This is a genomic window from Phycisphaerae bacterium (assembly GCA_012729815.1).
GTDB lineage: Bacteria > Planctomycetota > Phycisphaerae > JAAYCJ01 > JAAYCJ01 > JAAYCJ01.
The window spans coordinates 1-21687 of record JAAYCJ010000085.1 but is presented as its reverse complement, the minus strand read 5'-3'; the positions used below and the strand labels follow the sequence as shown (position 1 = coordinate 21687).

Genomic DNA, 21687 nt, shown 5'->3' with positions numbered 1-21687 from the left:
GCTCATCCGATCAGATAGAACAGGGGAAACAGGTAGATCCAGACCATATCCACCAGGTGCCAGTAGAGGCCGGTGTTCTCCAGCAGGGCGACGCGCCGCTGCGGATCGGCGGAGCGGGCGACCAGGAGGATGGCGGCGGCGATCACGCCGGCGCCGACCGCCACGTGCAGGGCGTGCAGGCCGGTCATCACGAAGTAGAGGTTGAAGAACAACTCGTAGCCCGTCGCGGCCTCGGCAAAGATCTCGGAGCCGGGATAGATGTGGTGGTCGAACTTGTCGGCCCATTCGAAGGCTTTGATGACCAGGAAGGCGGCGGCCAGGGCGATGGTGGCGGCCAGCAGGGCCATTGAGAGGCGTCGGCGGGCCCGATGGAGGGCGGCGACGGCCAGGGCCATGGTCAGGCTGCTGGTCAGGAGGATGAGGGTGTTGACGGCTCCGACGGGCACAGCGAGGGTGGTGGAGCCGCGGTTGAACTCGCGGGTGTAGGTCTCGAGGTAGACGGCGTAGACGAGAAAGAGGGTGCCGAAGAGCAGGACCTCGGTGAAGAGGAACAGCCACATGCCCATGCGGGCGCCGAAGGGGTCGGCGTGACCGTGCGGCGGGCGGGTCGCCTCGGCGATGAGTTGTTCAGATGGATGGCGGCGGGTCATCCTGGACCTCTTGCGGGTAGGTGTAGGGCTTGGCTCTGATTTCCGGCGTGTGTTCGAAGTTCTCCTCTCTCGGCGGCGAGCTGATGAACCATTCGATGCTGGTGCTGCCCCAGGGATTGCGCGGCGCGCGGGGTCCGCTGCGGAGAGACCGGACGAGGTTGGCGAACATCAGCAGGATGGCGAAGACGAGGATCCACGAGCCGACGGTGGAGAGCTGGTGGTAGACGGTGTAGTAGGGCAGGTAGTCGCCGTAGCGTCGCGGCATGCCCTCGAGACCCGCAACGAGCAGCGGGAAATAGAGCAGATTAAAGCCCACGAAGAAGATCAGGGCGGCGGCGAGGGCGACGGAGGTGTTGTAGAGCCGGCCGAACATCTTGGGCCACCAGTAGTGGAGGGCGGCGAAGAACATCACGCCGGCCCCGCCGAACATGACGTAGTGGAAGTGGGCGACGATGAAGGCGGTGTCGTGGATGTGGATGTTGAGGGCCAGGGCGCCCTGCATCAGGCCGGTCAGGCCGCCGATGGTGAACAGGACGATGAACATGAGGGTGAAGACGAGGGCGACGTGCAGGACGATGGAGCCCTTGTAGAGGGTGGCGACCCAGTTGAAGACCTTCACGCCGCTGGGCACGGCGACCAGGAAGGTCAGGAAGGAAAAGACGATACGGGCGGTGTCGGACTGGCCGCTGGTGAACATGTGATGTCCCCAGACCAGCGATCCGATACCGGCGATGGCGACCGAGGACATGGCGATGAACTTGTAGCCGAAGATGGTTCGCCGGGCGAAGGTGGGGATGATTTCGGAGACGGCGCCCATGGCGGGCAGAATCATGATGTAGACGGCGGGGTGGGAGTAGATCCAGAACAGGTGCTGGTAGAGGATGGGATCGCCGCCGCGGCCGGGGTCGAACATGCCGATATTCAGCAGGCGGTCGAGAACGACCAGGACGAGCGTGATCGCTAGCACCGGCGTGACCAGGAGCTGGGTCCAGGCGGTGGCGTAGAGGGCCCAGACGAACAGGGGCAAGCGGAACCAGGTCTGGCCCGGGGCGCGGAGGCGGTGGACGGTGGTCACGAAGTTGAGGCCCGTGAGGATCGAGGACCATCCCAGGACGACCACGGCGGAGAGCGGGATGAAGATGTTGGCTTCGGTCTCGACGCTGAAGGGGACGTAGAAGGTCCAGCCGGTGTTGGGTCCGCCGTAGGCGACGGAGGCCAGGGCCATCAGCGCTCCGACGACGTAGCAGTACCACGAGAGCAGATTGAGGCGAGGGAAGTAGACGTCGTTGGCTCCGAGCATGATGGGCAGCAGGAAGTTGCCGAAGATTGACGGAATGGCTGGGATGATGAACAGGAAGATCATGGTCACCCCGTGAAGGGTGAGCATGCGGTTGTAGGTTTCCAGGGACATCAGTTGCATGCCGGGAGAGAGCAGTTCGAGTCGGAAGGTGAAGGCCATCGAGACGCCGAAGAGAAACAGGGCGGTGATGCTGATCAGGTAGAGCACGCCGATCCGCTTGTGGTCGGTGGTCAGCAGCCACGAGAATATCCCACCTCGCTGCAGGTAGGATGGCGCGTTTGGCTGATCGAGTTGGATAGGTGCATCACTCATGACGGTTTCTCCGAAGGCGGTGCGGGTTTCCTGCCTCGCCAGAGCAGAAAGCCGCCGAAGACGGCCACGAACAGGAGGGTGGCGAAGAGGATGATGCGGTTGATCTTAAAGACGTAGGTGCGTTCGGCTGGGTCGTAGGAGTAGCAGATCCGCTGGATCCGCTGCATGAACGACCGGGCCCGTCCGGCGGTGGCGTCGGTGACGGCGAGCTGGAGGTCGGCGGGCAGGATCTCCAAGCCGTTGAGGTAGCGGACGATCTTGCCGTCTTTGGTCAGGAAGATAACGGTGGCGGGGTGGATGAAGTCGTCGCCGTCAGGGACGTAGTGGAAGCCGACGGCGTCGGTGAGTTTATTGATGTTTTCGGGCCGGCCGGTGAGGAAATGCCAGGCGCCGTCGGGGATGGTGCGCTTGGCGGATTGGCGGATGGCTTTGTTGGCCAGTTGGGCCAGTTCCGTGCCTTCGCGCGGATCGAAGCTTACGGTGACCAGTTCGTAGTCCTGGCCGGGCTCCAGCGGCGTTTTGACCACCACGGAGGCGACCTCGCGGAGGAGCGGGCTGCAAATGCCGGGACAGCCGTAGTAGACCAGCGTCAGGACGGTGGGCTTGTCGATCAGTTCGCCGAGCGTGACGGTTTGGCCGTTCTCGTCGGTGAAGGTCAGGTCCATCGGGATGGTCTGGCCGAGTTTTTCCACGACCTCGGGCACAGGCGCCGTGGCGGTGGTCTGGGCCAGGCTGGGCGCAGCCAGGACGATCAACCAAATGACCGTGAGCAGTACCGGTTTCCACATCATTGTTCACACCCCCTTACAGGTGAAAGTGCCGGGACTCCTCGAACAGCGGGTCCCCCACCGGAAGCATCCGATGTCCACCCACGAATTTTACCACGTAGAGCAGTACGATTCCCAGCATCAAAAGCAGCGGAGCCAGTTCGGGCAAACCCAGCCGCGGGACGCCCGGCGGCAGTTCGGGCGCGATCAGCCAGTAGAGGTCTAGCAGTTGCCCGAGCAGCAGGAGGGCGCAGACGCCGACGAGCAGCCGCGGCGCCGTTTTCGCCCGGCGCGGAAGCAGCAGCAGGAACGGCGCGACGAACCGGATGGCGGCCAGTAGGATCGTCAGAGGGTACCAGGGCCCATGGAGGCGGCGGATGAACCAGACAGTCTCCTCGGGAATGTTGCCGTACCAGATCAGCATGTACTGGCTGAAGGCGATGTAGGCCCAGAAGCAGGAGAACGCGAACAGCAGGCCGCCGAGACTGTAGAGGTGGTCGGCGGTGACGATACCATCGCCGAGGAGGCCGAGCGAGCGGAGCCAGATCGTCGCGAGGGTAATGGCGGCCAGCGCAGCGACTACCGATCCGGCGAAGACGTAGACGGGGAAGATCGTGCTGTACCAGGCCGGCGCCAGACTCATGAGCCAATCGACCGCGGCCAGCGAGCCGGTGAGGGCGAACAGGAGCATGAACACGGTGGAATACCGGCGCATCCTGTCCGTCAGTTGCGGGTCGGCGGTCTCGTCCTGGTGGATGGAGGTATCGACAAAGAAGCGGGCGAAGGCGATCCAGACGATGAAGTACAGCGCTCCGCGGGCGACGAAGAGGTTCGGATACAGGTGGATTGTCTTGCCTCCGATCCAATGCTCGGGCGGTTCAGGACCGGTCCAGGGAAAAAGGGGCACGTCGATGACTCCGGCGACGATCAGGGCGATCGGGACAAACAGCAGGGCCAGGATCCAGATCGGGCGGGCGAGCATCTCGGCTGCGCGGCGGATGACCACCGACCAGACCGAGGCGGTGACGTGCTGAAGGGCGACGAAGAACAGACAGCCGAGCAGGACGGTCCAGGTGAAGGTGAAGGCCCAGAGCCATCCAGCGGTCAGCCGCGGCTGCCAGGCCGGACGCAACAGGCCCAGCAGCGAGAGGACCGCCCCAGCTGCGATCAGCAGGACCGCCACGGCAGCCATCCGTTTGAGGGTCAGCCGCGAGTGGGGCAACCCGGGTTGTCCGATCGGTTCGTTGGTCATGGCGAAGGCTCGGGGGTTGGCGCGGCGGCCGGTTGGGTGGCGGCGGCCAGTGCGCGTTGCAGGGCGCGGACGTAGTAGATGACGGCCCAGCAGTCCTGAAACTCGATCTTATCGCCGTAGAGGGGCATCAGGCCCTTGCCCTGGCTGATGATGTGGACGATGCGGGCGTCGGTGTAGTTCCTGGCCGTTTCGTGGAGGCTGGGCGGCGCGGGATAGCGGTTGGGTCCGACAACGGGCCCATCGGCGAGTCCGATTGGACCGTGGCAGACGATGCAGAAGATGTTGTAGAGTTCGCGGCCGCGCCGGAGGTTCTCGCGCGTGGGACGGGTGGGGTCGATCAGTCCCTCGGCGGCGAGCAGTTCCGTCCGTTCGTCGGCGCCGGGAAAGGGGTACGGCTCGTAGTGGCGCGGGACGGTGCCGGGTACGGGCGGGCGGTTGACCACGAGTTCCTCGCCGAAGAGCCGGCCGTAGAGCTGTTGGGTCTTGCCCTTGGGCTGAACGGCCATGCCGTTGAAGAATTCGATATAGGGCAGGGCCACGAGGCCCAGCGGAATGACGAACGCGGCTGAGACGATCGCCGCCAGTATGCCCTTGTAGACGGTGGGCGAGAAGGTCGGCGACCAGGTCTCGAGTTTTCGGCGGATCCAGTTCATATGATCGAGCGGTCCTCTTGCTGTGTTTCGTGCAGCGGCCGGACGTCGCGGCAGCCGGACTTTTCGAGGAGCCGACGGGCGGCGATTTCGCTGAACCGCTTGTCGCGGGCGTCCAGGACGATGGCGAAGCGGGCCCCGGTGACCTCGGCCATCACGTTCGAGCCGTGCAGCGGCGATCGCCAGCGGCCCAGGCGGCAAAAGCCGATCATGCCGGCCATGGTGGCCAACGCGGCAAAGAGGACGAACAGCTCGAAGGTGATCGGCACGAACGCGGGCCAACTGAACAGCGGTTTGCCGCCGATCAGGATCGGATAGTCGACCACGGAGGTCCACCACTGCATGAGCATGCCGGCGACCGCCCCTATCAGGCCCGCCGCCAGGCCGATGGCGGGGATCGGACTGGGCGGATTGTTCATGGCGCGGTCGAGGCCGTGGACGGGATAGGGCGTGTGGCAGTCCCACCGCTCGTAGCCTTCGTCGCGGACGGCCGCGGCGGCGGCGAGGAGCGTTTGCGGATCGTCGAAGAGCCCGACCACGCCGACGGTTTTGAGGCGCTCAGCCATGGCGGGCCCTCCTTGCCGGCTGGGCGTTGGGCAGGACGCTCTTGAGCTCGGCCAGCGAGACGGTGGGCAGCAATCGCACGAACAGGAGCATGAGGGTCAGGAACAGTCCGAAGCTGCCGACGAAGATGCCGACGTCGACCCACGTCGGCCGGTAGTAGTGCCAGTTGGCGGGCAGGTAGTCGCGGCTGAGGCTGCTGGCGATGATGACGAACCGCTCGAACCACATGCCGACGTTGACCAGGATCACGATCGGGTACATCAGGAGGATCGAGCGGCGCACGCGGCCGATCCACAGCAGTTGCGGAAAGACGGCGTTGCAGGCGATCATGATCCAGTAGGCCCAGGCATAGGGGCCGAACATGCGGTTGGTCATGCTGAAGTACTCGTAGAGGCTGCCCGCGTACCAGGCGATGAAGATTTCGGTCAGGTACGCGTAGCCGACCATCAGCGAGGTGGCGACCACCAGCTTGTTCATGATCTCCAGGTGGCGGATGGTGATCACGTGCTGCAGGCGGAACATGCGGCGCATGATGATGATCAGCGTGGCCACCAGGGCCAGGCCGCTGAAGATCGCTCCGGCCACGAAGTAGGGCGGGAAGATGGTCACGTGCCAGCCGGGTACGACGGAGGTCGCGAAGTCGAACGAAACCACGCTGTGGACGCTCAATACCAGCGGCGTGGCCAGGCCGGCAAAGAGCAGGTAGGCCCGCTCGTAGTGGCTCCAGGCCCGGGCGCTGCCGGTCCAGCCGAGGCTTAAAACGCCGTAGAAGACCTTGCGGAGCGGATGGCGGGCCCGGTCGCGGGCGGTGGCGATGTCCGGAATCAGACCGGTGTACCAGAACAGCAGCGAGACCAGGCCGTAGGTGCTGACGGCAAAGACGTCCCACAGCAGCGGCGAGCGGAAGTTGGGCCAGATGCCGTGCGCGTTGGGCAGCGGCAGCAGCCAGTACCAGGCGAGCCACGGCCGGCCGGTGTGGAAGAGGGGAAAGATCAGGGCGCAGACCACGGCGAAGATGGTCATGGCCTCAGCGAAGCGGGCGATGCCCGTGCGCCAGCGCTGGCGGAGCAGGAAGAGGATCGCGCTGATGAGGGTGCCGGCGTGGCCGATGCCGATCCAGAAGACGAAGTTGACGATGGCCCAGCCCCACCCGACCGGAATGTTGACGCCCCATATGCCGACGCCGCGGGCCACGGTCAGGCCGAGGCAGAACAACAGCATGAGGGCCATTGAGGACGTGACGGCGAAGGCGGCCCACCAGCGGAGGGTGGGAAACGACTCGAGCGGGCGGTTGATATCGTCGTCGAGCCGGCGGAAATCGACCTCGCCCAGGACGAGCGCCTCGCGGGTCGGCAGCGGCGTGCCTTCGATGCGGGTCATCCGTGGCCTCCCTGCGACGACGCAAGGGCCGGGTGCGGGTTGCGGATGCGGGCCAGATAGTCGACCCGCGGCTGGGTGTTTAGCACGGCCAGGAGCTTGTAGGCCCGGCCGGAGGCGTGCCATCGGCGCACCACGCTGGCCGGGTCGGCCAGGTCGCCGAAGACGATCGCACCGGCGGGACAGGCCTGCTGGCAGGCGGTCTTGACCGCGCCGTCGGGAATCGGGACGTTGTTGTTCTTGGCGGCGAACTTGGCCTGGTTGATCCGCTGGATGCAGAACGTGCACTTCTCCATGACGCCCACGGAGCGCACGGTGACGTTGGGGTTGTAGGCGAGTTCCTGGACCGGCGCCCGCAGGAGGCGGCGCTGGTAGTCGAAGAAGTTGAACCGGCGGACCTTGTACGGACAGTTGTTGGAGCAGTAGCGGGTGCCGATGCAGCGGTTATAGACCATCTGGTTGAGGCCCTCGAGGTCGTGCGTGGTGGCGTTGACCGGGCAGACGTTCTCGCACGGGGCGTTTTCGCAGTGCTGGCAGGGCATCGGCTGATGGTAGACCCGCGGGTTCTCGGGGTCGCCGACGTAGTAGCGGTGGATGCGCAGCCAGTGCATGTTGCGGCTGTGCTCGCACTCGAGCTTGCCGACCACGGGAATGTTGTTCTCAGCCTGGCAGGCGATCACGCAGGCGCCGCAGCCGATGCAGAGGGTCTGGTCGATGGCCATCGCCCATTGCGGGCCCTGCCAGTTGTACTCCGGATAGATGTCGGCTTTCGGATGTTCGTAGTGGAGGTGCTCGACAAAATCGGGGTGGTCGCGGAACTCGCTCAACGTGCCGGCCAGGACGATCGGGCGGTCTTCCATCGAGGCGTGTTCCTGGGTGCGGACCAGGGGATAGCGGCGGTTGAGTTTGCGGAGGTAGACGTTGGAGGCGAGCCAGGGCGTGGGTCCGGGTTGGACGAGCGGCGCGACGTTGACGCCGACCGCGTTGCCGACCCGGCCGGCGCGGGTTCGGCCGTAGCCGAGGGTGACAACGATCGCGCCGTCCGCGGTTCCCGGCTGAAGGAGGATGGGGATCTCGACGACGCCCTCGCCGGCGCGGAGTTCGACCACGTCGCCTTCGGCCAGGTCGAAGCGTTGGGCGGTGGCGGGGCTGACGGCGGCGGCGTTGTCCCACACGAGCTTGGAGATCGGATCGGGCAATTCCTGGAGCCAGCCGTTGTTGGCGAAACGCCCGTCGTGGATGGCGTGGTGAGGGGCGATGACCAGTTCGAGTTCGCCGGAAGTCAGGCTTCCCGTGGCGATGAGCCGCTCAGCGGCGGCGACGTCCATCGGCGGGACCGGCGGTTCGGCTGGGCGAAGGACGACGCCGGTTCGCAGCGACTCGATCCAGCGATCCTCGAAGTCGGCTGCGTCGGGAAACAGGCGTCTTTGCCACTGGAGGCGGACGAAGTCGTGCCAGTCGCGAAGGTCCGTCAACTCCGGATCGTCCGGCGCGAGAACCTTGGTCCAAAGCAGCAGCGACTCGGCTTCCTGGCGCGAGGCGTGCAGCGGGGCGATCACCGGCTGGCAGACGGAATGGACAGCTGGATTGGGCGAGGCGTCGTTCCAAGATTCGAGGTTATGGCTGGCGGGCAGGGCGAAGGTGCAGGCGGCCAGCGTCTCATCCAGATACAGCCCCTGACCGACCGAGAGCGTGGCGCCTTCGATCAGCGACCGGATGCGCGGCGTGGGCCAGTCGAAGACCGGGTTGGTTCCCAGGACGATCAGCACGTCGACGCCGTCGGCCAGGTAGGATTCGATCTCGCTGCGGTCGGTGGGCGGCAGCGTCGGCGGCGAAGGGTTCCAGGCCAGCGTTCGGCCGTAGGCGTCCAGCTCGCGGTTGATCAGGGCGACCAGGGCGTGGACGTCCGCGCCCAGCTGCGGACCGGCAAGCACGAGGGCCTCGCCCCGCGCCTCGCGCAGGTCATCGATCATGGTGGCCACAAATCCGGTCGACGGGGTGTCGGTTCGCAGGCCGGCCCGGATGTATCGGGCGAGTGTCGCCAACTCGGAAGGTCGAGCACGAAGGCGATGGTCGGCGGCGGCGCCGGTGACGGTCAGGCCCGACTCGACGACGTACAGCCGCGGCATCGACAGCTCGGTCGGCGCTTGGTCGACGAGGGCCCGGCGTGATGAGAACTGGCGGATGTTCGCGAGCACCGCGCCGTCCGTGCCCAGAAAGTCGCTGCCGAGGCTGACAATGACTTTGGCGCGGTCGAATTGCGGAACCAGTTCGCCCGGTTGGCCGAAGACGGTCTGCCAGGCGGCCCGTCGCGAGGCATCGAAGGCCGGTTCGTGAACGAAGTGGCGGGCGCCCGGCGCGGCTTGGATGAACCGTTCGACCATCGCCCGTTCGGATGGTCCGAGGGTCGCGCGGGTGATCAGGGCGGTGCGTTTGGCCGATCTGAGGGCGGCGAGGATTTCGGCGTCGGCCTGCGGCCACGGGATCGGCTGGCCGCTCCTGAGCGGGGCGGTCAGGCGGTCGGGATCGTAGAGCGAGTAGATCGAGGCTTGCATGGCGGCGCTGCTGGCTTCGCCGTTGATCGGGTGCGAAGGGTTGCCCTCGATCTTGACCGGCCGGCCGTCGATGGCCTCGACGAGCATGCCGTAAGGGTGCGGCCCTTCGGTCCAGGTCGAGGAGTACTGCAGCGGTTCGCCGGGATGCTGGTACTCCGGGCCGTCGATGCGGCTGACGATCTTGCGCTCGGGCTTGCGCCGGCAGCCGGGCACGCCCAGCGCGACGGCGAGCGACGCCCCCATCAGCTTCAGCGCCGATCGGCGGCTCATGGCGGTCATCTCGGCCAGCGTCCGCGGGTCGAGCCGCGAGGCCAGCAGTTCCCACCAGCCGATCGGCCGGTCGTCTTGCGGCAAGCGGTCAGTCATGCGTTCGGCCTTTCACCATTGCTGTCACGACTTGCTCCACTTTTCGTTTCACCGATGGCAGGCGTAGCAGTGGGTCGGGGCCCAGGTATCGCGGCCCTGCGGATAGCTTTCGGGCCGGTCCGGATAGCCCGGAGGCGGCGCCTTGCGGTGGCACTCCAGACACCAGCCCATCGTCAGCGGATAGACCTGTTGGACCCGCTCCATGAGCTCGACCTGGCCGTGGCACTCCTGGCAGTCGAGGTCCGCGTTGATGTGGCGGCTGTGGTCGAAGTAGACGAAGTCGGCGAGGTTGTGGACGAAGACCCATCGGATCGGCGTCCTGGTCTCCCAGTGTTCGAGCAGCTTGGCGATCTCGGGCTTAATCCGGCCGTCCGCGCCCTTGGTCTGCACCTGGGTGTGGCACTTCATGCAGTTGGCGACCGAGGAGATGTCGGCGTGGGCGCCGGTCTGGACGTTGGAGTGGCAGTACTGGCAATCGATTTGCAGTTCACCGGCGTGGAGGCGGTGCGAGTAGGCGATGGGCTGGTCCGGTTCGTAGCCGGTTTCGACGTTGGCTGGCCAGAGGGCGTAGACGCCGAACGCGAACCCCCACGTCACCGAGAGCGCCACAACGGCCAGAAAAATGTAGATCCGGCGTTCGAACTTCCGCGTGAACATGCTCGCCACGAACCTGCACCCCTCCGCGGCACGGCCAATGATACTCCCTGTCTTCTGGCGGCTGATTATAGTGGATACGGAGGGGCTGGCAATACAAAAAAGCTCGGAGCCTCGGCGCGGAGCGGAATCAGTCGGTGTGCACAAAGAGCCGATCGAACTGCCGGCGGGTCATGCCGTCGTACAGGTAGAATTCCTCGCGCGGATCGGCGGTGATCCAGGCGTGGAGTTGCCGGGCGAGATCGTTGAAGGGGCCCTGGTCGAAAGGCAGCGGGTTGCGGCAGTGCGGGTCGTCGGCGATGTCAAAGAGCTGGAGGGTGGGCCTGCCGCAAGTGGCCAGGTACGCCAGTTTCCAGTCGCCGATCAGCACCGCGCGGTCCTTGGCCCGCATCACCGTCGGATAGGTGGCTTCGGGAATGACCATGCGGTAGTACCACTGCGGGTCGGGCGATACGACCATGCTCATGGCGGGGTAGCCGAGGTGGTTGCCGTCGGGCGGGTAGGTGGCTTCGCAGTCCCACAGGAAGCCGGTTTCGAAGAAGCACGGCGCGCTCTTGTCGCCGTCGTCGCGGGTTGGGTCAAGCAGGAGATCAACGAAGCTTTGGCCGCTGATCCGTCCGAGCGGCGGCAGGTCGAGCAGATCGACGAGGGTCGGCGCGACGTCGATGTTGCGGACCCGGCGCTGGACGCGATGCGGCGACAGCCTTTCGGGCCATCGGAGCACGAACGGCAAATGGAAGCTCTGAAGGCCGGCGTTGACATATTTGCCGTGGCTCGAGTCGGTGCCCGGTTCGAAGAAGTCCTCGCCGTGGTCGCTGGTGACCAAAACCAGCGAGGAGTCGAGCAGGTCGTTGGTCCGCAGCGACTCGACGGCCCGGCCGACCATGCGGTCGAATATCCAGATGGTGGTGTCGTAGAGGTCGATGATCCGCTGGCGGGACTGGCGCAGACGGTCGCTGGCGCCCCCTTCCAGCAGGCTGGCCAGAGACACGTCCATGGCCCGTTCGTGCGGGCCCTCGTAGCCGGGCTCGCCGAAGCGGACGTCGAACTCGTCGTAGACGCGGTAGGGCATGTGCGTGACCGAGACGAACGCGACCAGCAGCAGCGGCTGACCGGTCCGGCGAGCCCGGGCAAACTCGGCGTCCATCATGTCGAGGATGTCGGCATAGGTGTTGCGGTTCAGGTCGTCGCCGACCGACAGGCCAAGCCATCGGCACAGCGGGTTCATGGTCGCAGCCATGATCCACAGGTGCGTCTTCTCGGTGACCTTTCCGATGTAGTCGGGAAACGTCATGTCCGGATCGACCTGCACGACCTCGAACCCGTGATCGATCGAGTCGAAGCTGCAGCCGGCCCAGTCGCCCATGACCACCGTGCGATAGCCTTCCTCGCGGGCGCGGCGGATGACGGTGGGAATCTTCCCGGCGGCTTCGGCTTGGGCGCAAGTGGGAAAGACGGAGCGGATCCCATGCTCGTACGGCCACAGGCCGCTGAGCGTGGAAAACCACGAGTCGGTGGTGCTGCCGGTGGCGGCCAGCAGGTCCTCGACGACCACGCTCTGGGCCGCGAGGGCGTCGATGTTGGGGCTGGTGTCGCGCGGGTAGCCGTAACAGCCGAGGTGATCGGCCCGCAGGGAGTCGCTGGCCAGAACGATCAGGTTGGGCCGGTCGGACCGGTGAGCCTGTTCGACCCCGGCGGCGGCTTGATGACCGGAGGAGCGGAGCATCGCGGCCGCTCCGCTGGCGACCGCGGTCAGAAAGACGATAACGACGGCGATCCGCACGACCCGTCGGCCACGCGGGTCGCCCAAAATGTGAATGGCGAGGTTGAGCGCCGCGGCAAATGAAACGATTACCAGGAGCATCGCGCTGAGCCGGACGACCGGTCTGACGACGGCCACGTCGCGGTAGCGGATGACGATATCGAACTTGTCGGCCAGAAGGGTGGTCATCGACCAGAAACTGCCGAAGTGGTGGACCACCGCCCAGGCCATGATCGTCAGGATCGCCCAAAACCACAAACCCACCATGCCCGCCCGCACCGGCCAGACCCGAACCGGACGAAGGTGGGCGATCCACGCCCGCCGGATCATCCACAGCCAGACGGCGAAAACCAGACCGAGCACCAGGTAGTAGGGCAGCATGCCCAACTGCAGCCGCAGCAGCACCGGCAGAAACCGCGTCCGGGCCAGCACGTACCACTGGTCCTGGCTGGTGTGCAGAAAGCCGATTGCCAGACCCGCGCAGAGCAGCCAGAGGCCAAGCTGCCCCAGCAGCGACCAGGCCAGAAGAGCCCTGAATCCGGACATGCCGGGCTCTGAGGACCGGGGCTGGCTGCTTGCCGGGCTGTCGGAGGACAGCGTATCTGTCATGTTGGCCTCTGCTGCGTACGTCTTATGTGGTTCAGGACAAGTAAACCAGTATACGCGAACGAGGGGCCAAACTCCACTTCTCGTGCATGCCGCACCGGAGGAAGGGTCTCGGCCGTTTTGGACCGATCGCGCCCGCCGTTGCGGTAACACCCGGTGGGACAAATACTTTTGCCGTGGGATCGGCGGGCCGCTATGATTACGATACTGACTGGTCAGTATCATTTTGAGCCCGACGGCGGTTGACGGTTACGGTAGGTGGTTCTGATGGCCAAGGCGGACAAGCGTCAGCAGATCATGCAGGCGGCCGAGCGGCTCTTTACGAGCCGCCGACTCCACGAGATCACGCTGGATGACGTGGTACGCGAGGCCCGGGTGGGCAAGGGCACCGTCTACCGCTACTTCGCCGACAAGGACGATCTCTTCTTTCAGGTGGCGACCTCGGGATTCGCCGAGTTGTGCGAACTGCTGCGGCGAGACGTGGTGGGCGAGGCCCCATTCCGCGAGCAGGTGCATCAGGCATGCCGGGCGATCAGCGATTTTTTCGCCCAGCGGCGGCAGTTGTTCCGGATGATCCAGACCGAAGACGCCCGGATGTCGCTGTGCCACGGCCGCATCCAGGAGAAGTGGGCGGCCAAGCGGCAGCTTCTGGTCGAGAGCCTGGGCGGGATATTCCGCAAGGGGCAGGCGGACGGGCAGGTGCGCGACGACCTGGCCCCGGAAACGCTGGCGCATTTCCTGTTGGGGGTTCTGCGGGCGCGAGGGCGGAGCTTGCGGGAGGCCAGTGTGACGGTCGAGGACGAATTGCTGGTGGACCTGTTTCTCAGCGGGGCCGGACGGAAGGTTTCGATGCGTGCGGTCCATGCGGGAATGATCGGTAATGAGGTGAATGCATGAAGAAGGTCGTGGTCCTGCTGATTCTGATCGCGGCGGCGGGCCTGGTGGGATGGCGGGTGTATGTTCGGGTTTCGCAGCAGGGCGACGCCGACGGCTGGGGACGCGGTCGCGGCCCCCGGGCCGTGGCGGTCGAGGTCGCCCCGGTCGAGCGGCGGACGGTGCGCGACGTGGGCGAATTCACCGGGACGCTGATGCCGCATTCGCAGTTCATAGCGGCGCCGAAGGTCTCGGGCCGGCTCGAGACGCTGCGCGTGAACATCGGCGATCCGGTCCGCAACGGCGATCTGATCGCCGAACTGGACAGCGAGGAATACGCCCAGCAGGTGGCCCAGGCCCGGGCGGAACTGGAGGTCAGCAAGGCGAGCCTGGCCGACGCCCACAGCAACCTCGAGGTGGCGGCCCGCGAGTTCGAACGGGCCCAGGAGCTGCGCAAGCAGCAGGTGGCTTCGGAGGCGGAACTGGACCAGGCCCGGGCCCGGCACCGGGCGGCTGAGGCGCTGCACGAGGTGGCCCAGGCCCAGATCCGCCAGAAGGAGGCGGAGTTGCGGGCGGCCCAGGTGCGGCTTTCGTACACCCGCATTCACGCCGCGTGGATCGACGGCCAGGGCCCGCGCTTCGTGGCTGAGCGGTTCGTCGATGAAGGGGCGATGCTGAGGGCCAACGATCCGATCGTCTCAATCGTGGACGTCGATACCGTCCTGGCGGTGATCTATGTGATCGAGCGCGATTTTCCGGCGATCCGGATCGGCCAGCCGGTGGCGATCATGACCGACGCCTACGGCGACCGCGAATTCGAAGGCGCCCTGGTACGGCGGGCCCCGGTGTTGCGGGAGGAGTCGCGCCAGGCCCGGGTCGAGGTGGAAGTGCCGAATCCCGACGGCCTGCTGGCTCCGGGCATGTTCGTGCGGGCTCGCATCAAGTTCGCCGAGCACGCGGACGCGACGGTGGCGCCGGCTGCGTCGCTGGTGCGGCGCGATGATCAGCAAGGGGTGTTCGTGGTCGATCCGGCGGCCAAGACGGCGCGGTTCGTGCCGATCGAGGTGGGAATCATCGACGGCGAATGGGCCGAGGTGCGCAGCCCGGCGCTCGAAGGGCGGGTGGTGACGCTGGGACAGCACCTCCTGGAGGATGGGGCGTCGATCATGCTGCCGCGCGATGAGGCGGGTCCGGCCACCCAGCCGAGTGCGCAAGGCGGCAAAGGACGGGGGGGTCGCCTGTGAAGATCGCCCGTTTCTCCGTACGTCGGCCGGTGTTCACCACGATGGTGACGCTCAGCGTCATCATCCTGGGCGGACTGTCGCTTTCGCGGCTGCCGGTCGATTTGATGCCGGACATCACCTACCCGACGCTGAGCGTCTCGACCTCGTACGAAAACGCCAGTCCCGAGGAGATCGAGGAACTGGTGACCCGACCGGTCGAGGAGGCGATGAGCGCGGTGCCGGGCGTCGAGGAGGTCTCGTCGGTCTCGACCGAGGGCAGCAGCAGCGTGCGGGTGACGTTCACGTGGGGCACCGACCTGGACGCCGCGGCCAACGACGTGCGAGACCGGCTCGACCGGGTGATCCCGCGCCTGCCGGAAGACGCGGACCGGCCTTCGCTGCGGAAGTTCGACCCGGCGGCGTTTCCAATCCTGATCCTCGGGGCCTCGAGCGGGCTGGACCCGATCCAGACGCGGCGGATCATCGACGACCAGATCAAGTACCGCGTCGAACGCGTGCCAGGCGTGGCGGCGCTGGACGTCTGGGGCGGTCTGGAGCGGGAAATTCACGTCGATCTGGACCCGGACAAGCTCAAGGCGCTCGATATTCCGCTGGACCGGGTGATCGCCCGCATCCGCGAGGCGAACCTGACCCTTCCCGCCGGGACAATCGAGTCCGGAGTGCACGAGTTGACCCTGCGGACTCCCGGCGAATACACGGACCTGGACCAGCTTCGCCACACGACGGTGGCGGTGCATCAGGGATCGCCGGTGCGGCTGGGCGAGGTGGCCGAGGTGGCGGACCGGTGGGAGCGGGTGCGCCAGATCGTGCGGGTCAACGGCCGGCCGGGACTACGCCTCTCGGTCAACAAGCAGTCGGGCACCAACACGGTGGAGGTGGCCCAGCGGGTGCTCAAAGAGCTGGACCGCATCAACGAGGACATCCCGCAGATCCACGTCATTCCCATCATTGACACCTCGGAGTACATCCAGCGGTCGATCACCAACGTGGGCTCCTCAGCCCTCTACGGCGGCCTCTTCGCCGTAGTGGTGCTGCTGGTGTTCCTGCGGAACGTCCGCAGCACGATGATCATTTCGGTCGCCATCCCTGTCTCGATCATCGCCACGTTCGCGATGATCTACTTCGGCGGGTTCACGCTGAACCTGATGACGCTCGGCGGACTGGCCCTGGGCGTCGGCATGCTGGTGGACAACGCGATCGTCGTCCTGGAGAACATCTTCCGCATGCGCGAGGCCAAGGCGAACCCGCAGGACGCCGCCGTCCGCGGAACGGAGGAGGTGACCGGGGCGATCATAGCCAGCACCATCACGACGCTGGCCATCTTCCTGCCGATGATCTTCGTGCGCGGGATGGCCGGCGTGATGTTCCGGCAACTGGCGTACGTGATCGGGTTCGCGCTGCTCTGTTCGCTGGGTGTGGCGCTGACGCTGATTCCCATGCTGGCGTCGCGCTTTCTGGCCGCCGCCGGGCCGGAACCGGCGGGACACGAGTCATTCGGCCGCAGAATCTACCGAACGAGCGGGGCGATGCTGGTCCGGCTGGAGGAGGACTACAAGGGTCTGCTTCACTTCGCGTTGAACCATCGGGTGCTGGTGGTGGCGGCGGTGTTACTGCTGCTGGGAGGCAGTCTCTTCCTGGTGCCGCTGGTCGGAAGCGAACTGATGCCCGCCAGCGACGAGGGCGAGGTGCGGGTCGACGTGGAGATGGACGTCGGCACGCGGGTCGGCGTGGTGGATCGAACGATGGAGGCGGTGGAGGCGATCGTCACGCGGGAAACGCCGGAACTGGAAAGTGTCGTGGCCAGCGTGGGCGGCTCGCACTGGCGCGGCAGCTCGCACACCGCCAACCTGCGGATCTCGCTGAAGCCCCAGAGCCAGCGGACGCGGTCGAGCGAAGAGGTGGCGGCGGCGTTGCGGCGGGAGCTTGCCGGCATTCCCGGCGCCACGATCCGGACGCGGGCGGGCCAGGGGCTGTTTCTGATGCAGCGGATGATGGGCGGCAGCGAGCAGGTTGTGGTGGAGATTCGCGGCCACGATCTGGAGACCGCCGACGCTCTGGCCGAGCGGGTCAAGGTCCTGGTGGAGGATGTGCGCGGCGTGACCGACGCCCAGATCAGCCGCGACATCGGCGCGCCGGAACGCCTGATCGCGGTGGATCGGAGCAAGGCCGAAGCGATGAAGGTGACGGTCCAGCAGGTGGCCGAAATGCTCCAGACGGTGATTTCCGGGACCACCGCGGGCAACTACCGCGAGGGCGGCGATGAGTACGCGATCCGGGTCAAGCTCAAGGACGCCGAGTACCGGTCGCTGCGGGAGATTCTCGATCTGAGCGTAGTCAACGCGGACGGCCAGCCGGTGGTGCTTCGCAACATCGTGACGGTCAAGCCGCGTTCCGGTCCGGTCCAGATCGAGCGCAAGGATCAGGAACGGCTGGTGACCGTGCAGGCGAACATCGAGGGACGCGACATGGGCTCGATCCTCGCGGACATCCGCGAGGGCCTGCGGTCGCTGCCCGCGCCGCGCGGCTTTGTCATCGGGTTCGGCGGCGACTACGAGGACCAGCAGGAGGCGTTTCGCGAGCTGGCGATGGGACTGGTGCTGGCGCTGGTGCTGGTCTACATGGTGATGGCCAGCCTCTACGAGTCGCTGCGCGACCCGTTCGTGGTAATGTTCTCGGTGCCCTTGGCCGCGATCGGAGTGATCTGGATGCTCTTTCTGACCGGGACCACGTTCAACATGCAGTCGTACATCGGCTGCATTCTGCTGGGCGGGATCGTGGTCAACAACGCGATCCTGCTGGTGGACTACACCAACCTGCTGCGGCGGCAGGAGGGTATGGGTCTGCGGGAGGCGATCGAGGAGGCGGGACGGCGGCGTCTGCGGCCGATCCTGATGACCGCGCTGACCACGATCTTTGGGTTGATCCCGCTGGCGTTGGGAGTAGGGGAGGGCGGCGAGGCCCAGGCCCCGCTGGCCCGCGCGGTCATCGGCGGACTGCTCAGCTCGACCCTGATTACGCTGGTTGTGGTGCCGGTCGTCTATTCGCTGTTCGAGCGAAGCGGACGCAACAGCAGACCGGCGGAGGAGAAACGGTGAGGCGATTCGTGCTACTGGCGGCGGTTCCAGCTCTGGCGGTCGCATCGTGCGCGGCGATCAAGGACGATCCGAAACCGATCATGATCCGGCCGACGTCGCAGCCGGCGGTCGCGCCGGCGTCGACTCGACCCGCGGACCGCGAGAGCGTCTGTTCCACCCAAGCCGTTTCCGTCGAGGTCACGATCGAAGAGGCGGTCCTGCAGGCGCTGGAAAACAACCGCGCCCTGCGCGTCGAGCGGCTCAACCCGCCCATCGCCCGCACGTTCGTCCAGCAGGAACTGGCGGCGTTCGAACCCGTGCTGGTCGGCGAGATCGCGGGCGGTCGCGAACGGGTCTTCGACCGCGAGGGCGAGTCGGTCCGCGACAGCGTGGTGACCGGCCGGGCGGCGATCGCCGAGTTCCTGCCGACCGGCACGACGATCGACGCGGGGATCGATACCGACCGGCGGTGGAGCACGCTGCTGGACGACTTCCACGCGGTGCGGGCGGGCGTGACGGTGACCCAGGCCCTGCTGGAGGGCGCGGGCGTGGCGGTCAACCTGGCCGATCTGCGGCAGGCCAAAGTGGACGTCGAGTTTTCCGAGTACGAGTTTCGCGGCTTCGCTGAGGCGCTGGTGGCCGAGGTCGAGACCACGTACTGGGATTACGTGCTGGCCCGCCGGCAGGTGCGGATCGTCGAGGACTCGCTGGCCCTGGCCCAGCAGCAACTCGACGAGACGCAGCACCGGATCCGCGTGGGCGACCTGGCCGAGACCGAGCTGGCGGCGGCGGAGGCGGAAGTGGCCCTGCGACGCGAGGCGCTGATCAACGCACGGAGTCTGGCGGATGCGGTTCGCGTGCGATTGCTCCGGTTGATCCGGCCGGACGCGATGCCCGCGACCGGGTGTCAGATCATCCCGCACACGGAGCCGACGGTGCCGCCGATCCCGCTGGAGTCGCTGGAGGATCACATGGCGGTGGCCCTGCACCTTCGGCCGGAGATCAGGCAGGCCCAGTTGCTGGTGCGCCGGGACCAACTGGAGATCGTCAAGACCCGCAACGGCCTGCTGCCGCGGCTTGACCTGTTCGTCACCCTGGGCCGGACCGGCTACGCCGAGTCGTTCGGCGACGCCCTGCGCGACCTCGACACGCAGGGGTACGACGCGCTGGTGGGCGTGCGGTTCGAACATCCGGTGACGAACCTGGCGGATCGGGCCCAACATCGGCGGGCCGTGCTGAGCCTCGAACAGCAGGAGGAATCCCTACGCAACCTCGAGGACCTGGTGCGTCAGGACGTGGCCCTGGCGTTCATCGAGGTCCGCCGTACCCGCGAGCAGGTCGACGCCACCGCGACCACCCGGCGGTTCCAGGAGGAAAAACTCCGCGCCGAAACCGTCAAGTTCCGCGTCGGCAAGTCCACCGCGATTCTCGTGGCGGCGGCCCAGCGGGACCTGGTGGCCAGTCAGGTCGCCGAGGTCCAGGCGGTGGCCAACTATCTCAAGGCCCGGACGCAACTGTACCGGCTCGAAGGCTCGCTCCTGGAGCGGCGCGGCCTCTCAGCCCCGGGACGGCAGGCCATGATTGACATTCCCCGCGTTCCCGCCTCGCCTTCGCCGTCGGAAATCCGGTAGAGACGACTTCTGAACCAGGGATTGAGGAAGGAGCTTTCAGAAGTGCAGTACGCTCGCTACGGCAAGGACGGTCCGGAAATCTCGCGGCTTGGTTTTGGAGTGATGCGTCTGCCGGCCCGGCGCAAGGGCGACTGGGGCAGCGTGAACTTCACCCGGTCCGTGGCGGTTATGCGAAAGGCCATGGAACTGGGCGTCAACTTCTTCGACAGCCACCATTTCTACCACAACGGCCTGAGCGAAGTCGCCATCGGCCAAGCCCTCAAGGGGTGGAAAGGCCAGCGGATCTACATCCAGACCAAGACGCCGTTCTACAACCGCAAACCGTTAAAGCACTTCAAGGAGCTTCTGGTCCAAGCCCTGGAAAAGACGGGCGTCAACCGGTTGGACTACCTGCTGTTCCACTCGATGTCGATGGACACCTTCCGCAGCCGGGGCCGGCAGTTCTTCAAGCTCACCGACTGGGCGATCAAACGCGGCCTGATCCGCTTCCGCGGCTTCTCCTCGCACGACACGCCCGAAAACGTCAGGGCGTTCATCGACACCGGCGAGTTCTCAGCCATGCTGGTCAGCTACAACTTCCTCAATCCGACCATCGCCGAAACGATCGCCTACGCCGCTGACAGAGGCATGGGCGTCTCGGTGATGAACCCGGTGGGCGGCGGCACGCTGGCGGCGACGACGCCGGAGATCCTGCGCCTGCTGCCGGGCGCCCGATCGTCGTCGGAGGTGGCGCTGCGGTACGTGATGGCCACGCCGGGCGTCTCGGCGGCGCTGTCGGGAATGAGCACGGAGGCCCAGGTCGAGGAGAATGTCGCGACCGCCAGCCGCAAAACGCCGATGACCGAACGCCAGCGGCGCGCCATGCTGGCCCGGCTCGAGTCGATCCGCCAGCGGGCGACTCGCATCTGCACGTCCTGCGGCTACTGCATGCCATGCCCGCAGGGCGTGGACATCCCGCAGAACTTCCTGCTGCTGAACCGCGCCCGGCTCTTCGGCCTGGTCGAGTCGGGCCGGGCCGGCTTTCGCCGCCTTCGCAGTCACAAGGAAGGCGACCGCTCCGCCACCGCCTGCGTCGCCTGCGGCCGATGCCTGTCCAAATGCCCGAATGAGATTCCGATCATCGACCAGTTAAAAGACGTGGCGGACCTGCTGGGCTGATGGCGGAATCCTTGAATAACCTTCGTGGGAACGCGGCGTTTCTGGCGTCGAGTGTCCAAGGTCCGAGGGTGTCCCATTTCCCGGCTTGTCGAATCGGAATCCCTGTCGTAGAATGCACTTGCCTGAGAGGGTAACTCCTGCCTGGAGTAAGCAGGTTGTTCTGATAAGGGCGTTGCGTCGGAGAGCCGTAAGAGATGGTCACGATGAGAGGCGAACTGCTGGACCGGATCAAATCGCGATTGGCTGAGGCGCATGGCGAGCGTCTGCGCGGGGTGATTCTGTACGGTTCGGAGGCCCGTGGCGAGGCCGGTCCGGATAGCGACGTTGACCTCCTGGTGCTGTTGGATGAACCGGTGGATCTTGGCAGAGACCTGGAAACAAACCTGGAGGCGCTCTACCCGCTTGCCCTGGAGATCGGCCGGCGAATCAGCGCCAAACCCGTTTCGGCGTCCGAGTACGAAACGATCAAGTGTCCGCTGTACGAGCAGGCGCACGGTGAGGGTGTTGTGCTATGAAGGAGTTTGCGGCTGCGGAATGGCAGCGGGCGCGCCGCACCCTTGGTTCCGGCCAACAACTTATCAGCAGCGATCCGGACTCCGCCGCTTCCAGGGCGTACTATGCCGCATTCCATGCCGTCACCTGCCTTTTCGCTCTTCGGGGACAGAGTTTCTCCAAGCATTCGGCGGTCCGTGCGGCTCTGCATCGGGAGTTGATTCGAAGCGGCGAATGGCCCGCGGAACTCGGCCAGGCGTATGACCTCCTCCTGGACCTGCGTGAAACAGCGGACTACGGCGGGATGTCACGCGTGTCCGCCGCCGATGCAAGGAACGCAGTACAGAAAGCCGCTGCGATTCTGGACGCAGTTCGACGCGCGCATCCGGAACTACCGCAG

17 protein-coding genes are annotated in these 21687 nt (G+C 66.0%); 7 read left to right on the top strand and 10 right to left on the bottom strand.

What is annotated here, in order from left to right; genetic code table 11:
* Nucleotides 1-2: 2 nt before the first annotated feature.
* From GXY33_06460 to GXY33_06415, 10 genes are all read right to left on the bottom strand, one after another.
* Entirely contained in the window at nt 3-650 is a 648-nt protein-coding gene (locus GXY33_06460) for a cytochrome c oxidase subunit 3 family protein (protein ID NLX04767.1), read from the bottom strand.
* Nucleotides 628-2262: a cytochrome c oxidase subunit I gene (locus GXY33_06455; protein NLX04766.1), complete on the bottom strand. Its 1635-nt coding sequence runs from the start codon at nt 2260-2262 to the stop codon at nt 628-630. The genes GXY33_06460 and GXY33_06455 overlap by 23 nt, the downstream gene beginning before the upstream one ends.
* Entirely contained in the window at nt 2259-3053 is a 795-nt protein-coding gene (locus GXY33_06450; GenBank protein ID NLX04765.1) for an SCO family protein, read from the bottom strand. Before GXY33_06450 ends, GXY33_06455 begins: the two co-directional genes overlap by 4 nt.
* A 13-nt stretch (nt 3054-3066) precedes the next feature.
* Nucleotides 3067-4281 carry a quinol:cytochrome C oxidoreductase gene (locus GXY33_06445; GenBank protein NLX04764.1) on the bottom strand — a complete coding sequence of 405 codons (1215 nt, stop codon included), beginning with the start codon at nt 4279-4281 and terminating at the stop codon, nt 3067-3069.
* The gene (locus GXY33_06440) at nt 4278-4934 is read right to left on the bottom strand and encodes a cytochrome c (GenBank protein ID NLX04763.1); all 657 of its coding nucleotides are present in this window, start codon (nt 4932-4934) and stop codon (nt 4278-4280) included. The genes GXY33_06445 and GXY33_06440 overlap by 4 nt, the downstream gene beginning before the upstream one ends.
* Nucleotides 4931-5497: a DUF3341 domain-containing protein gene (locus GXY33_06435; GenBank protein ID NLX04762.1), complete on the bottom strand. Its 567-nt coding sequence runs from the start codon at nt 5495-5497 to the stop codon at nt 4931-4933. The genes GXY33_06440 and GXY33_06435 overlap by 4 nt, the downstream gene beginning before the upstream one ends.
* Complete coding sequence (gene nrfD / locus GXY33_06430) at nt 5490-6875, bottom strand: polysulfide reductase NrfD (GenBank protein ID NLX04761.1); 1386 nt, start codon at nt 6873-6875, stop codon at nt 5490-5492. The genes GXY33_06435 and nrfD overlap by 8 nt, the downstream gene beginning before the upstream one ends.
* On the bottom strand, nt 6872-9793 hold the full coding sequence (locus GXY33_06425) for a 4Fe-4S dicluster domain-containing protein (GenBank protein ID NLX04760.1): 2922 nt from the start codon (nt 9791-9793) through the stop codon (nt 6872-6874). The genes nrfD and GXY33_06425 overlap by 4 nt, the downstream gene beginning before the upstream one ends.
* Nucleotides 9794-9841: 48 nt before the next feature.
* The gene (locus tag GXY33_06420) at nt 9842-10459 is read right to left on the bottom strand and encodes a cytochrome c3 family protein (protein NLX04759.1); all 618 of its coding nucleotides are present in this window, start codon (nt 10457-10459) and stop codon (nt 9842-9844) included.
* A 118-nt stretch (nt 10460-10577) separates the two neighbouring features.
* On the bottom strand, nt 10578-12755 hold the full coding sequence (locus GXY33_06415) for a sulfatase-like hydrolase/transferase (GenBank protein ID NLX04758.1): 2178 nt from the start codon (nt 12753-12755) through the stop codon (nt 10578-10580).
* A 327-nt stretch (nt 12756-13082) separates the two neighbouring features.
* Here GXY33_06415 and GXY33_06410 point away from each other — a divergent pair, with 327 nt between their 5' ends.
* From GXY33_06410 to GXY33_06380, 7 genes are all read left to right on the top strand, one after another.
* Entirely contained in the window at nt 13083-13712 is a 630-nt protein-coding gene (locus tag GXY33_06410) for a TetR/AcrR family transcriptional regulator (protein ID NLX04757.1), read from the top strand.
* Nucleotides 13709-14932: an efflux RND transporter periplasmic adaptor subunit gene (locus GXY33_06405; GenBank protein ID NLX04756.1), complete on the top strand. Its 1224-nt coding sequence runs from the start codon at nt 13709-13711 to the stop codon at nt 14930-14932. The genes GXY33_06410 and GXY33_06405 overlap by 4 nt, the downstream gene beginning before the upstream one ends.
* A complete protein-coding gene (locus GXY33_06400) occupies nt 14929-18027 on the top strand; it encodes an efflux RND transporter permease subunit (GenBank protein ID NLX04755.1) in 3099 nt (1032 codons plus the stop codon). The genes GXY33_06405 and GXY33_06400 overlap by 4 nt, the downstream gene beginning before the upstream one ends.
* Nucleotides 18024-19637, top strand: coding sequence for a TolC family protein (locus tag GXY33_06395; GenBank protein NLX04754.1), 1614 nt, complete (start codon nt 18024-18026; stop codon nt 19635-19637). The genes GXY33_06400 and GXY33_06395 overlap by 4 nt, the downstream gene beginning before the upstream one ends.
* Before the next feature lie 42 nt (nt 19638-19679).
* Nucleotides 19680-20795 carry an aldo/keto reductase gene (locus tag GXY33_06390; protein NLX04753.1) on the top strand — a complete coding sequence of 372 codons (1116 nt, stop codon included), beginning with the start codon at nt 19680-19682 and terminating at the stop codon, nt 20793-20795.
* Between the two features lie 194 nt (nt 20796-20989).
* On the top strand, nt 20990-21310 hold the full coding sequence (locus GXY33_06385) for a nucleotidyltransferase domain-containing protein (protein NLX04752.1): 321 nt from the start codon (nt 20990-20992) through the stop codon (nt 21308-21310).
* On the top strand, nt 21307-21687 hold a 381-nt coding region (locus GXY33_06380), incomplete at its 3' end, for a HEPN domain-containing protein (protein NLX04751.1). The genes GXY33_06385 and GXY33_06380, both read left to right, overlap by 4 nt.